A 12,896-nucleotide genomic window follows, 5' to 3' on the forward strand; every position below is an offset into this window, starting at 1 on the left:
GCCTGCCGCGGCTTACTCGGCCCTGACAAGCCCGGTATCGACGAGGTCTTCGAAAACGCTCGCCGCGTGCCCGTCGGGGCCGACCCGCTCGTAGACGGCGACGACCTGCTCCCGCGCGATGACGTACGTCGTCCGCTGTGCTCGGCCGTCGACGAGCGGCACGTCGAACGCTTCGGACAGTCGTCCATCGGGGTCCGCCAGCAGGTCGAAACTGATGTCGGTGGCTTCAGCAAAGTCACGGTGGCTCTCGACGCTGTCCGTCGAGACGCCGTACAGCTCGACGCCGGCCTCGATAAACCGCTCCGCGTGCGCCTCGAACTGATTTGCTTCTGTCGTGCAGCCGGGGGTGTTGTCGGCCGGGTAAAAATACAGCACCGTCGGCTCCTCGAAGCCCGGCTGGACCGCGTCGCCGTGCTGGTTCGTCGCTCTAATCGTCGGCACGTCCGTGCCGGGGTCGAGCACCATCGTCAGTTTACCGGGATATCCGTTCCGTCGTCGTCCTCGCTGTGGACGACCTTCGCCAGCCGTACCGTGAGGACGCCGTTGTCGTAGCTCGCAGTGGTCTCCTCGTCGTCGACGGCTTCGGGGAGGTGAACCGACCGGCTCAGCGACTGCTGGCGGCGTTCGCGCTGGACGTACTGGCCGTCGGTCGACTCCCGTTCCTGACTCGACGTGGCGCTGATGGTGAGCTTCCGGTCTTCGACGAGTTGGACCTCAATGTCCGCACTGTCGAAGCCGGGGAGGTCTGCACTGACGACGAAGGCGTCGCCCTCGTCGAGAACGTCGACCGGGACAGCGCCCATGTCGACGCCGAACTGCTCGCCGAGCATATCGAACGCGCGCTCAATCTCACTGAACGGATCGCGATCAGACATACGTGGGGGTACACAGCCCCGGGACTTAACCCTTGAAGCGGGGCTGGTGGATGACTGGTGGCTCAGTTGACGACCGTCTTGGAGTCGTAGGACCCGAGCCGGCGGACCCACCCCTTCTCGGCGATGGCCTCGATGTCGGCGAGGGCATCCTGGGTGCGCTGCTCGTAGAGCCCGGCCGAGATGTCGATGTGGAAGACGTAATCGCCCAGCCGCTCGCCGCTGGGGCGGGACTCGACGCGGGTGAGGTTGATATCGCGGTCGGCGAACGGCTCCAGCAGCTCGAGCAATAGGCCGGGGTAGTCGACGTCGGGATAGACAATGAAGGAACTCTTGCCGCCGGCCTCGCTGCGCTCGCTTTTCGGGGCGACGACGACGAAGCGGGTCGCGTTCGACGATCGGTCCTGAATGTCTTCGGCGAGCACGTTCAGTTCAGTGCCGTTGGTTGCGTTTTCCGGGTGGCCGATAGCGGCGATGTCTGTGTCGTCTCGGGCGCGTTCGACGCCGCGGGCGGTCGACGCGACGGCCTCGACATTGACGCCGGGGTAGTGCTCGTCGAGCCAGCCGCGACACTGGGCAAGCGCCTGTGCGTGGCTGGCCACCAACGAGAAGGAGTCGTCCTGTGCGAGCAGGGCGTGACGGATGGGCGTGATGATTTCCTCGACGACGGCGATGTCGTACTCCGCGAAGGCGTCCAGCGACTCGGTGACGGAGCCTTCGATGCTATTCTCGACGGGAACGACGCCGCGCTCGGCCTCGCCGCTGGCGACGGCCTCGACGATGGCGGTTACCGACTCGGAGAAGTCGATCTCGTCGTCGGTGACTGCCTGTGCGGCGCGGTGGGAGTAGGTCCCCTCAGGACCCAGGGTAACAGTGGTCATACCCGGGGTACAGCGGTAGGAACCAAAAGAACGGTGGTCATCGGCAAGCGCTGTTCCGCCGCCGTCTCCCGTGGGTCAGGACAACCGCGCTAGTTCCTCGTCAGTGAGGTCGATAGCGCTTGCGGCCAGTTCTGTTCGAGGTTGAACACAGCCGTCCGAACGCCTGAAAACAGCCCGCCAGCTCCGCTCGTCACTGCAACGGGTGTCGAACCCCATGTCGAGCGCTCACTCGCCGCCGCGGTGGAACAGGGCGAGGTGAACGAGGAGATACCGCGAGGCGTAAAAGACCGCGACACTGGCGACGAAGGCGAACAGCGAGACGCCCGCGACTGAGACGCCGAACCCGGAGGCGACGAACGGGTTCCGACCCATCGCCGCGATGTACGACGACACCATCTCGCCGCCGCCCAGCCCCACGGCGAACAGGCAAAGCGAGAGCGCGATAGCCAGTCCGCCGGTTCCGAGACCGACGTAGCGGGCGAAGTCCTCGGCGTTGAGCGCCGCGTGTGCCTGTCGCTCGGTCAGCGGGGCGAGCCGAACGCGGTAGAGGACTGACCCGACGAGCAACGTCGCACCGAACACCTGCAAGAATCCGCCGAACAGTCCAAGCAACAGCACCTTCGGCGAAGCAACGGCGGGGTCAACTGCCGGGAGAAACGCCGCGGTGCTGTCCGGATACAGCCCGTAAATCGGCAGTAACAGCGCTAGCGCGCCAAGAAGGGCGCTCTGGAGCGCCAGCGTTCGCGGGACAGTCTGTCTGAGATACGAGTGCCGTTCGTAGCGGAGTCGTTCATACGTCGACCCCGAGATGATCGCTTTGGCGATGGTGTCGTCGGGTTGTGAATCAGTAGACATATCTTACCGGTTCCTATTCACCGACAGTTTACTCAATCCACCATATAACCCTTTTGCACGGTGCAAGATTCAGACTTGCTGTCGGTAAACCGCTCCAGAGTTGTGTTTAAATCACCCTCTGGTGGCCCCGTCCAGAACGGTCTTAGCGCGTATGGACCGCCTCGCCGCGTGCCGCCGCGGCCGCCTCGTGGACCGCTTCGGAGAGCGTCGGGTGCGTGTGGATCGTCCCAGCAATGTCCTCAAGCCGCGCGCCCATTTCGATGCCCAACCCGAGTTCCGCGATGAGTTCCGACGCCTCCGGACCGACAATCTGTGCCCCGAGCAGGAACTCCTCGTCGGCGTCGGCGACGACGCGGACGAAGCCTTCCCTCTCGTTGACGGTGAGTGCACGGCCGTTGGCCCGTATCGGCATCTGTCCGATGACTGGCTCGAAGCCCGCCGCCTCGGCCTCCGACTCAGTCATACCGACGGTCGCGATTTCAGGGTCGGTAAACACCGCGGCGGGAATCGCCTGATGATCGAACGCGGCCGGTTCGCCGGCGGCGGCTCTCGCAGCAACCTCACCCTCTGCCATTGCCTTGTGAGCGAGCATCGGCTCGCCGGCCACGTCGCCGACTGCGAACACCGACTCGAACGCCGTTCGGCACTGGTCGTCGGTCGGAATGACGCCGTTCTCGTCCGTCTGGAGGTCGATGTTCTCCAGCGCGAGCGTCTCCGTGACCGGCTCGCGGCCGACCGCGACGAGACATTTCTCGGCGTTGTACTCGGTGACCGCGTCGTCTTCGTCGACGGTCTGGACGCGAATGCCCTCCTCTGTCTCGTCCCAGTCGTCGGCCGCCTCGCCGAAGTTGAAATCGATCCCCAGCTCCTCGGCGCGGTCGCGGACGACCGCCGCGATATCGTCCTCGTAGCCGGGCAACACGTCATCGAGCATCTCGACGACGGTGACCTCGGCGCCAAGCTTTGCGAACACCGTCGAAAGCTCCATGCCGATGTAGCCCGCGCCGACGACCAGCAGCTTCTCGGGGACCGATTCGAGTGCGAGCGCGTCTTTCGAAGAGAGGATGTGTTCCCCGTCGAACTCGAAGCCCGGGACCGCCATCGGTCGGCTTCCCGTCGCAACGATGGCGTGTTCGAACGACAGCGACTCCGAGCCCTGCCCCTCGCCGCCGTGAGCGACTCGGACCGTCCCGTCGTCGACGAACTCGGCAGTGCCCTCGATCAGATTGACGCCGGCGTTCTTGCACAGCGATTCGACGCCTCGTGTCAGCCGTGTGACGACGCCGTCCTTCCACTCTGTCATCCCGGCCATGTCGACGGCCGGGTCCGCGAACACGCCCATCTCCTCGGCCTGCCGGGCATCGTGGGCGACGTCCGAGGCCGAGATGAGTGCTTTCGAGGGGATACAGCCGTGGTTCAGACAGGTCCCGCCGTAGGCGTCCCGCTCAACGAGCGTCGTGTCCAGTCCCAGTTGTGCGCCCCGGATGGCGGCAACGTAGCCGCCCGGACCGCCGCCGATAACAAGCAGTTCCGTTCCCGTAGTGACATCTCCGACGACCATAGCGGTGCCTTGTCCGGGTCCGTGAAAAGCTATCGCCCTTCACCTTGGTGACGTGTCTCGCCTCCGCCGCCGATACAGGTAGTAGCCGACGACCGGCACCGACACCACAAACGTCGCGAACAGTGTTGTTCCGACAGCGTGGACGATGCCGGCGAGCGCAGACAGCGGTGTCGGGGACCAGTCTCGGTCAGTCTGCCGGAGCTGTCGACTGTAGAAAAAGAGGCCGACCGTGAGAAGCAGGCTGAACAGTACACTCGCCCAACTGGCGAGGACGGTCAGGGCAAACGCGCCGAGAAACGTCCCGAGATTCCCATCACTGACTGACCCCGACGAAACGACCAGCGCCATTCCTAGTCGGGAGAGGGCGGCACAGCCCGGAACCAGCACAAACAGCGCGGCTAATCCGTACCAGATTCATGTGTCTCGCGTGGCGGGCAGCACGAATCGTGTCTGTCCTGTGACCTGTCTGGTTTTCCGTTGCGACCCGGCAGCTACTCCAGCAGGAGTCGCGTTGGGTCCGCCAGATACTCCTTGAGCGTGTTGACGAAGCGCGCCGCGTCGGCCCCGTCGATGACGCGGTGGTCGATTGCCAGCGAGAGTGGGAGCGTGGGTTTCGCGACGACCTCGCCGTCTTCGGCCACCGGCCGCTCTTTCAGCGCTCCGATACCGAGAATCGCCGTCTCGGGGACGTTGATGATCGGGCTGGCGTACTCGCCGCCGATGGCTCCGAAGTTCGTGACGGTGAACGTCCCGCCCTGCATCTCCGACCGCTCGATGTCCCGCTCTCGGGCCCGTCCGACGAGGTCGTTGATCTCGTCTGCGAGTTCGACCAGCCCCTTCCCGTCCACGTCGTCGACGACCGGCACGACCAGTCCGTGGTCGGTCGCTGCCGCCACGCCGATGTTGTGGACGTCTCTGTAGACGATTTCCTCGTTTTCGGTGTCAAGCGCGGTGTTGAGCACCGGGTGCTGGTCCAGCGCCGCGGCGACGCATTTCACCACGAAGGGCGTGTACGTCAGGGTGACATCACGTTCTTCGGCGAGTGGGGCGAGCCGCTCACGGGCCTCGACGAGGCCAGACACGACGACCTGGTCGTGGTGGGTCGCGTGGGGCACCTCTCTCCGGGACCGAGCCATCTGTTCGCCGATGGACCGACGGACGCCACGGTACGGTTCGCGGCGTTCGCCGTCGCCTGTCTCGACGGCCGTCGCGTCGGCCCCAGTGCCGCCCGCCTCGGCTGCCGTCCCTGCCGCGCCACCTTCGGCACTGACAGCTTCGGCATCGGCTGCCTGTGCGGCCTGCTGGGTCTCCGCGTACGTCCGAACGGCCGATTCGTCGACGTAGGGCTGGCCGTCCCGCGTCTGGTCAGTCGGGACGGCGTCGATGTTCACGCCGAGTTCGCGGGCGGCCTTTCTGGTGGCCGGCGTCGCCAGCGTCTGGTCGCGGCTGGCGGCCTCCTGTCCGTCCCCGGAGACACTTCTGACGGCTGACTTGACAGCATCCCCGTCGCCTGTATCGCCCGTATCGTCGACCTGCGAAACTACTGCGGTCGGGCCGTCCCCGTCGTCCGACGCCTTCGAGACAACCGACGTCGGACCGTCGTCACTGCCAGCCGTCTCGCCGGCTGATGCCGTGGCCGCCTCGACATCTCCCTCGGTGACGCGGCCGCCCGGCCCGCTCCCGTCGACGGCCGCGATGTCGACCCCTTTCTCACGGGCGAGCCGGCGCACGCTCGGCGAGGCGAACACGCGACCGTCGGCCGTGGTTGCGTCCGACTGGTCCGGTGCATCGGCCGCTGTGGCTTCGCCCGCACCGCTATCGGCCTGTGCTGTGTCGGCACCCGCCGATTCAGCCTCATCCGTACCCCCAGCCGCCGCGTCAGCCGATTCGCCGTCGCCCGCTTCCTCGATAGTGACGAGCACCTCACCGGTCTGTACCATCTCGCCGACTTCGGCGTGCAGTTCCCGTACGACGCCGTCGACCGGCGACGGCACGTCGACGGCGGCTTTATCGGTTTCTACCTCCGCGAGGACCTGATCCTCGGTGACGGCGTCGCCCGGCGAGACGTGCCAGGTCAGCACCTCACCCTCTGCGACCCCTTCCCCGAGGTCCGGGAGATTGAACTCGAACATGCGTCAGAACTCCACTGCCTCTCTGATACCGTCTTTGATGCGGGCGGGTTCGGGGAGGTAGTAGTCCTCCAGCGCGTACAGCGGGTACGGCACGTCGAAGCCGGTCACCCGGGTCACAGGGGCCTCCTGATACAGCAGGACTTCCTCCTGAATCGTGGCGATGATTTCGCCGGCCAGCCCGCCGGTCTTGGGGGCTTCGTGAACGACGGCCGCTCGCCCGGTCTTCTTGAACGACTCGACGATGGCGTCGGTGTCCATCGGCGACAGCGTTCGCAGGTCGATCACTTCGGCGTCGATGCCCTCCTCGGCCAGTTCTTCGGCAGCTTCGACCGTCGGCCGGGTCATCGCGCCCCAGGTGAACACGGACACGTCGCTTCCCTCACGGCGGGTCTTCGCTTCACCCAACTCAACCGTGTATGGGTCGTCGGGGACCTCCTCGCGGAACGACCGATAGATAAGCTTCGGTTCGAGGAAGATGACAGGGTCCGGGTCCCGGATAGCCGCCGTCAGCAGCCCCTTTGTCTCCTTCGGCGTCGACGGGACGACCACCTTCAGCCCCGCCTCGTGAACGTAAAACGCTTCCTTGGATTCGGAGTGGTGTTCCGGCGCGCGGATGCCACCGCCGTACGGTGCGCGGACAGTAAGCGGGCAGTTGTATCGGCCGCGGCTCCTGTTCCGAAGCCGGGCGGCGTGGCTGACAATCTGGTCGAATGCGGGGTACATGAACCCTGAGAACTGCATCTCCGGAACCGGCCGGAGCCCGTAGGCGGCCATGCCGATGGCCGTCCCGACGATACCGGCCTCCGCGAGCGGCGTGTCGATGACTCGGTCGTCACCGAACTCCTCATGCAGGCCCTGTGTCGCCCGGAAGACGCCGCCGTTCTTCCCGACGTCTTCCCCCATCACGACCACGTCTTCGTTCCGTTCCATCTCGCCGTAGAGCCCGTCACGGACGGCCTGTACGAGCGTCAAACTCTGTGTCGCTGCGTCCTGTGTACTCATTCCAGTAGCACCTCGTCGCCGTGTCGCTCGCGCAGTTCTTCGAGGTAGGTTAGCTGCTGTTCGAGTCGCTGTGGCATCTCCGCGTACACGTCCGCGAACATCTCCTCCGGTTTCGGTCGCTCGGTCGCCTCGGCCTCGTCGATGGCTGTGGCCACCTCATCCTGAACCGATTCGTCGATAGCGTCGACCCGTTCGTCGTCAAGCAGGCCCCGGTCCCGGAGGAACGTCTCCATCCGCGGGATAGGGTCTTTCTGCTTCCAGCGTTCGACCTCGCTGTCGTCGCGGTACACTGACGGGTCGTCGGCAGTCGTGTGTGCGCCAAAGCGGTACTGCACCGCCTCGATCATCGTCGGGCGGAGCCCGTCCCCGGGCGGGTCGTGCGCCTTCTCGACGGCCTCCCGAGTCACCTGATACACCGCCAGCGGGTCCATGCCGTCGACCTGCACGCCGTCGAAACCGTAGGCGTTGGCCTTCTGTGCGAGCGTCTCGCTGGCGGTCTGGCGCTCCCGCGGCACCGAAATCGCCCACTGATTGTTGTTACAGAAAAACACCGCTGGAACGTCGAACACGCCCGCGAAGTTCAGGCCTTCGTGGAAGTCGCCCTCGGAGGTCGCACCGTCCCCGAAGTACACGAGGACAGCGGTGTCATCGCCCTTGAGTTTCGATGCCCACGCGGCCCCGGTTGCGTGCGGAATCTGCGTCGCAATTGGGACTGCAAAGGAAAACGCCTGCACGTCCTCCGGCGGCGAATTACCCGACTCAGACCCCATCCAGTACAACAGGTCGTCGGCCAGGGGCCATCCCTTGACGTACATCGCGAGATGTTCTCGGTAGCTCGGGAAGGCCCAGTCGCCGTCTCGCAGCGCGAAGGCGCTGCCGACCTGCGAGGCCTCCTGTCCAGACATCGGGGGGTAGGTTCCCATCCGGCCCTGCCGTTGCAAACTCACCGCCCGCTGGTCGAAGTGCCGGCCGAGTTTGAGATACCGGTACATCTCAACCAGTTCGTCGTCCGAGAGGTCTGGGACGGTTGCGCCGTCGACTACTGTTCCGTCTTCGTCGAGAATCTGTACCCTGTCCGCTGGGTCGCGCTGGAGGACACTCATAGAAACCGCCTCCCTCGAAGTGGCATACGCCGACTGTTCACTCGCACTACGTTTAGAGCTTTCGCGGCGCTGAAAAATATATCCGACGTGGGTATTACTGACTATATGGGCGCTTCAGATGTTCTAAGGCATCTTTAATTCTGGAAAATTTATCACCGATAACTCGGATGTATCAGTCGGTGTGGGCCCGGACCGACGACGCGTCGAACCCGGTGTCTGCCGTACTCGTCGCTCGCAGGGCCGACCAGCCGCCGGGATAGGCCGGTCCGATGTTTCGGCTCAGTCCACGAGCGTCCCCAGCGGGAGCGGCTCTAGCCCCGCGTCCCTGACCGCGTCGCGCAGAACGGGGACGCGCTCGCGGAGTTCCGCCGGCGCGTGGCTGTCGGTACCGAGGACGAACTCGACGCCGGCCTCGCGGAACACGTCGAGGACCGCCGGGTCGGGGTGGACCCGGCCCAGCGAGCGGTGGACCCGGCCCGCGTTTAGTTCGGGGACCGTCCGCGAGTCCGCGAGCGCCGCGGCGACGCGCTCGTAGTCCTCGCGGGTGGTGTACCGCCGGAGCGCCCCCATCCGCTCGGGGAGGTCAAGGTGACCGAGCACCTCGAACAGCTCCGACTCCACGAGCGAGACGACGGCGTCGTAGTACCGCTCGACCGCCGCGCGCCGGTCCGCGCCGTCGAGGTCGGCGTACTGGCTGGCGCTGGTGTAGTCGTACGGCCCCGCGAAGTGGACGCTGCCGATGGTGTAGGCGAACTCGGCACGGTCGAGGAACGCCCCGATACGGGCCTCGTCGCCCTCAACGTAGCTCACCTCGGCGGCGTCGTACAGCCGCAGGTCGGTCCCCGCTCGCGCTTCGTCGATGACCGCCCGCCGGTCGGCGTACGTCTCGACGAGGTCGTAGCGCTCGCGCCGCCCGAACGGGTCGTCGGTCACGATGCAGTGGTCCGTGAGCCCGAGCGCGTCGAGCCCGGCGGCCTCGGCGGCCGCGACCATGTCGCCGAGCGCCGACCCGTCGGAGAACGTCGTGTGGGCGTGTCCGTCGGCGTCCATCGCTCACTCGCCGCCGTCGCTCACGTCGACCAGGCGCTGGTCGACGAGCTTCGGGACGACCTCGCGGCTGTCGAAGTCGAGGGTGTACTCGTAGAGGTCGGTCCGCTTGACCTGGGGCTTTCGCTCGTACTTCGGCCCCTTCCCGAACGTGACCATCTCGCGGAACACCGCGCGCTGTTCTTCTGTCGGCGGACGCTCGTGGAGGTGTCGCGCGATGTACAGCCCCCCCGCGAGATCCTCGGGAGAGGGCTTGCCGTTCGACCCCGCGCCGACGAAGTACGCCCGGCGGTCGCTGTCCCTGAGGTGTTCGGCGACGGCCTTGCCGTTGGTCAGACCGCCGACGTACACGTCGACGTCGTCGCCGCCCGCGAGCCGGAGGTCGGTGACCGCGTTGCCGCCGTTGGTCGAGGTCATCGCCGTCGGTCGGCCGGCCACGTCCACGTCCTGGACGAAGCTCGGCGAGTTGAAGAAGTCGTAGCCTTCCTCGCCCTCGTAGTTCGGCCCGGAACTGCCGCCGATTTTCGCGCGGGGGTGTTCGGCCTTGAAGTCGGGCTCGTTGCCTCGCTCTTCGGTGATGTAGATGTACTCCGCCCCGTTGGCGAACAGTTCGGGGACCGTCGTCGAGAACTGGGCCACGTCGACGACGACGTAGTTGCCCGGCTCGGGGTCGTCGGGAATCTGTGCCCGCGCCGGAATCATCGTCTCCAGCAGTTCCGCTTCGAGGTCGTCTTCGCCGTCGGAAACCAAGCGCATATGTGCAGGTTTTCTCCACGTTATTTAATTCGAACTAAGAGTGCTATACCAGGCTGCATACGTCTATATAGCCGTTTTTTCGGCCGACGGGGTCCCTGCCGGTCGGGAGCGCCGGACGCTGGCGGCCGCGCTCACAGCGCGATGGCGATGACTGCGACCACGGCCAGCGACCCGGCGAAGAACCCGACGTCGCGGGGCCGGACCCGCATGTCGGCCAACTGCAGTTCCTTGCTCGCCTCGTCGTGCAGGGAGTGTGAGAACCCCCGCGTCTCCATCGCTTCGACGGTGACCCGGCTGCGCTTCGCGACGTTGAATATCATCGGATAGAACGCCCGCATCGACGTTTTCAGCAGGTAGGCGTAGTGTCGCCACCGGAAGCGGCCCGGCGACTCCGGCGCGGCGCTGCGGAGCCGATAGGCGTTGACGAGGTCGTGGTACTCCTCGAACAGCACCGGCAGCATCCGGTAGCCGTACGTGATGAGGAACGTGAACTGCCGGGGGATGCCGAGGCTCCGAAGTCCCCGCGCGAGCGTCTTCGGCCCCATGCTGGAGAAGACGGCCAGGCTCGACACCGAGATGATGGTCAGTTTCAGCGTGAACGGAATCAGCGCCCGTATCGCGGCCAGCGGGTCGCCCGTGAACGCGGTCACGACGGCGTACGACGCCAGCGTCGAGGCGACGGTAAACGCCATCAGCGCGACCAGAAAGAGGCTCACCCGGGAGGCGTACGCGAGCAGCGAGACGAACGCCAGCAGGGCCAGCAGGACCCCCACGTCGTAGAACAGCCACGGGACGAACAGGAAGACGACGTACCACAGCAACAGCACGCGGGGGTCCAGTCGGTGCAGGAACGACCCCTCGTTCTCGTAGGCCGTCTTCAGCAGGTCGTTCTTGATGGCGTCGACCGAGGTGGCGTCCCGGAGCCCGTCGAGGTACGTCATCGCTCGGCCTCCGCGGCGGCGCTCTCGGCGGTTTCAAGCCGACTCGCGAGGTCTTCCACGGTCAACGGCGCGGGCGAGAGCCCGAGGCGCTCGCTCAGCCGGACGACCTGCGGTGGTCGCAGGCTCGCCCGTTCCAGCGTCTCGGCGTCCGAAAAGACCGTCTCCGGCGGTCCGTCGGCGATGACCCGGCCCTCGTCGAGGACGACGACGCGGGTCGCCCACGACGCCGCCAGTTCGAGGTCGTGGGTCGCGACGACGACCGTCTCGACGCGCTGGCCCGCCCGGTCGATGGTCCGCCCGACCTCCGCCCGACTCGCCAGGTCCAGGCTCCCCGTCGGCTCGTCGAGCAGGACGATAGAGGGGTCCGTCGCCAGCCCGATGGCCAGCGAGGCGCGCCGTTGCTGGCCGACGCTCAGCAGGCGGCCGTCGCGGTGCTGGAGCGCGTCGAGGTCGAGGAACTCTATCACGTCGTCGACCCGCTGGTCCACGTCCGGGTACCCACGGTCGCGGAGGTAGTGGGCCACGTCGGCGCGCACCTCGTCCTCGATGAACATCTCCTCGGGGTTCTGGTGAACGTACACCACGTCCTCGGCGAGCGTCTCCGGCAGCGCCGCCCCGGCGTCGACGCCGTCGACGGTCACCTCGCCCGCGTCGGCGCGCTCGATGCCGGTGACGAGGCGCAGCAGCGTCGACTTGCCCGCGCCGTTGCTTCCGACGAGGACGACCCGCTCGTCCGGGTAGAGGTCCAGCGAGAGGCCGTCGAGCGCCTGTCGCGTCCCTTCGCGGAGCGTCTCGTAGCTGTGGGACACGTCCGTGAGCGAGATGACCGGCTCCCGCCCGGCGTCGGCCGCGGCGGACGCGGGGGACGGTTCGACCGCGCCGTCTGCTCGCGCGCCGCCGGCCGCCCGCCCTTCGAACCGCGCCGCGCCGTCGGCGACGGTCACGGGGAGGTCCCCGTCGCCGTCACACACCCGCTCGGCGACGCGGGTCACCTGCGGCGGGTGGACGTCCTGTGCCCGGAGGTCGTCGAGCCTGTTCAGCGCGTCCTCTACCGGGAGCTTCCACTGGACCGCTCCATCGGCGACCAGCACGACGCTCTCGCAGTACTCCGCGATGAACTCGGTGTGGTGTTCGATGGTGACCACCGTCTTCCCGTGGTCGGCGTTGAGGTCGGTGAGGTGCTCGTAGGTCGACCGGGCGTTGACGGGGTCCAGTTGGGCCGCCGGCTCGTCGACGACGAGTATCTCGGGGTCGAGCGACAGCGCCGCCGCGAGGGCGACGAGGTGCTTCTGACCGCCCGATAGCTCCCAGATGAACCGGTCTTCGAGCCCGTCGAGGTCCAGCAGGTCGAGTGTGCGGTGGACCCGCTCGCGGTAGTCCTCCCGGCCGTAATTCAGCGGCGCGAACGCCACCTCCTCGAACACCGTGGGGTTGACCAGCTGATTGTCGAACTCCTGGAACACGTAGCCGACGTGCTGTGAGAGTTCGGCGACCGAACTGCTCGCGGTGTCGAGCCCGGCGACCGTGACGCGCCCGTCGAACGTCCCCTCGTAGAAGTGGGGGACGATGCCGTTGAACGACTTACAGAGGGTCGTCTTGCCGGAGCCGTTCCCGCCGACGACGGCGACGAACTCGCCCGGCTCGATGGTCACGTCGGCCCCGTCGAGGACGTTCTCGTCGGTCCCGGGGTAGCGAAACGACAGGTCGTCGACGACGATGGCGGCGTCGTGTGTTTCGTCCATCGCT

At 66.4% G+C, this 12,896-nt stretch carries 13 protein-coding genes; all 13 read right to left on the reverse strand.

Features of this window, described 5'->3' with window-relative positions; all coding sequences use genetic code 11:
• Positions 1–12: 12 nt before the first annotated feature.
• Positions 13–465 carry a peroxiredoxin gene (locus DVK01_RS07070; RefSeq protein WP_101348992.1) on the reverse strand — a complete coding sequence of 151 codons (453 nt, stop codon included), beginning with the start codon at positions 463–465 and terminating at the stop codon, positions 13–15.
• A 2-nt stretch (positions 466–467) separates the two neighbouring features.
• Positions 468–875 carry an Hsp20/alpha crystallin family protein gene (locus DVK01_RS07075; RefSeq protein ID WP_101348993.1) on the reverse strand — a complete coding sequence of 136 codons (408 nt, stop codon included), beginning with the start codon at positions 873–875 and terminating at the stop codon, positions 468–470.
• A gap of 62 nt (positions 876–937) precedes the next feature.
• Entirely contained in the window at positions 938–1,753 is an 816-nt protein-coding gene (gene pheA, locus DVK01_RS07080; RefSeq protein WP_101348994.1) for a prephenate dehydratase, read from the reverse strand.
• A gap of 225 nt (positions 1,754–1,978) precedes the next feature.
• Positions 1,979–2,608 (reverse strand): hypothetical protein, encoded by a 630-nt coding sequence (locus DVK01_RS07085; protein WP_101348995.1) that lies wholly within the window; start codon positions 2,606–2,608, stop codon positions 1,979–1,981.
• Positions 2,609–2,750: 142 nt separating this feature from the next.
• Positions 2,751–4,169 (reverse strand): dihydrolipoyl dehydrogenase, encoded by a 1,419-nt coding sequence (lpdA, locus tag DVK01_RS07090; protein ID WP_121536100.1) that lies wholly within the window; start codon positions 4,167–4,169, stop codon positions 2,751–2,753.
• Between the two features lie 39 nt (positions 4,170–4,208).
• Positions 4,209–4,517, reverse strand: a complete 309-nt coding sequence (locus tag DVK01_RS07095; protein WP_121512080.1) for a hypothetical protein — start codon at positions 4,515–4,517, stop codon at positions 4,209–4,211.
• A gap of 143 nt (positions 4,518–4,660) precedes the next feature.
• Complete coding sequence (locus DVK01_RS07100) at positions 4,661–6,301, reverse strand: dihydrolipoamide acetyltransferase family protein (protein WP_121536102.1); 1,641 nt, start codon at positions 6,299–6,301, stop codon at positions 4,661–4,663.
• 3 nt (positions 6,302–6,304) lie between these two features.
• Entirely contained in the window at positions 6,305–7,303 is a 999-nt protein-coding gene (locus tag DVK01_RS07105; RefSeq protein WP_101348998.1) for an alpha-ketoacid dehydrogenase subunit beta, read from the reverse strand.
• Positions 7,300–8,406 carry a pyruvate dehydrogenase (acetyl-transferring) E1 component subunit alpha gene (pdhA, locus tag DVK01_RS07110; protein ID WP_101348999.1) on the reverse strand — a complete coding sequence of 369 codons (1,107 nt, stop codon included), beginning with the start codon at positions 8,404–8,406 and terminating at the stop codon, positions 7,300–7,302. Before pdhA ends, DVK01_RS07105 begins: the two co-directional genes overlap by 4 nt.
• A 279-nt stretch (positions 8,407–8,685) precedes the next feature.
• Entirely contained in the window at positions 8,686–9,456 is a 771-nt protein-coding gene (locus tag DVK01_RS07115) for a PHP domain-containing protein (protein ID WP_121536104.1), read from the reverse strand.
• Positions 9,457–9,459: 3 nt separating this feature from the next.
• Positions 9,460–10,209 (reverse strand): 2-phosphosulfolactate phosphatase, encoded by a 750-nt coding sequence (locus tag DVK01_RS07120; protein WP_121536106.1) that lies wholly within the window; start codon positions 10,207–10,209, stop codon positions 9,460–9,462.
• A 131-nt stretch (positions 10,210–10,340) separates the two neighbouring features.
• Positions 10,341–11,150, reverse strand: a complete 810-nt coding sequence (locus tag DVK01_RS07125; RefSeq protein WP_121536108.1) for an energy-coupling factor transporter transmembrane protein EcfT — start codon at positions 11,148–11,150, stop codon at positions 10,341–10,343.
• A complete protein-coding gene (locus DVK01_RS07130; RefSeq protein ID WP_121536110.1) occupies positions 11,147–12,892 on the reverse strand; it encodes an ABC transporter ATP-binding protein in 1,746 nt (581 codons plus the stop codon). The genes DVK01_RS07125 and DVK01_RS07130 overlap by 4 nt, the downstream gene beginning before the upstream one ends.
• Positions 12,893–12,896 lie beyond the last annotated feature (4 nt).

This window comes from Haloarcula sp. Atlit-120R (assembly GCF_003665885.1).
GTDB lineage: Archaea > Halobacteriota > Halobacteria > Halobacteriales > Haloarculaceae > Haloarcula > Haloarcula taiwanensis.

Bases quoted from the DNA above. Each gene is read 5' to 3' on its own strand.
- DVK01_RS07070 (WP_101348992.1), bottom strand. From the start codon at position 465: ATGGTGCTCGACCCCGGCACGGACGTGCCGACGATTAGAGCGACGAAC.
- DVK01_RS07075 (WP_101348993.1), bottom strand. From the start codon at position 875: ATGTCTGATCGCGATCCGTTCAGTGAGATTGAGCGCGCGTTCGATATG.
- pheA (WP_101348994.1), bottom strand. From the start codon at position 1,753: ATGACCACTGTTACCCTGGGTCCTGAGGGGACCTACTCCCACCGCGCC.
- DVK01_RS07085 (WP_101348995.1), bottom strand. From the start codon at position 2,608: ATGTCTACTGATTCACAACCCGACGACACCATCGCCAAAGCGATCATC.
- lpdA (WP_121536100.1), bottom strand. From the start codon at position 4,169: ATGGTCGTCGGAGATGTCACTACGGGAACGGAACTGCTTGTTATCGGC.
- DVK01_RS07095 (WP_121512080.1), bottom strand. From the start codon at position 4,517: ATGGCGCTGGTCGTTTCGTCGGGGTCAGTCAGTGATGGGAATCTCGGG.
- DVK01_RS07100 (WP_121536102.1), bottom strand. From the start codon at position 6,301: ATGTTCGAGTTCAATCTCCCGGACCTCGGGGAAGGGGTCGCAGAGGGT.
- DVK01_RS07105 (WP_101348998.1), bottom strand. From the start codon at position 7,303: ATGAGTACACAGGACGCAGCGACACAGAGTTTGACGCTCGTACAGGCC.
- pdhA (WP_101348999.1), bottom strand. From the start codon at position 8,406: ATGAGTGTCCTCCAGCGCGACCCAGCGGACAGGGTACAGATTCTCGAC.
- DVK01_RS07115 (WP_121536104.1), bottom strand. From the start codon at position 9,456: ATGGACGCCGACGGACACGCCCACACGACGTTCTCCGACGGGTCGGCG.
- DVK01_RS07120 (WP_121536106.1), bottom strand. From the start codon at position 10,209: ATGCGCTTGGTTTCCGACGGCGAAGACGACCTCGAAGCGGAACTGCTG.
- DVK01_RS07125 (WP_121536108.1), bottom strand. From the start codon at position 11,150: ATGACGTACCTCGACGGGCTCCGGGACGCCACCTCGGTCGACGCCATC.
- DVK01_RS07130 (WP_121536110.1), bottom strand. From the start codon at position 12,892: ATGGACGAAACACACGACGCCGCCATCGTCGTCGACGACCTGTCGTTT.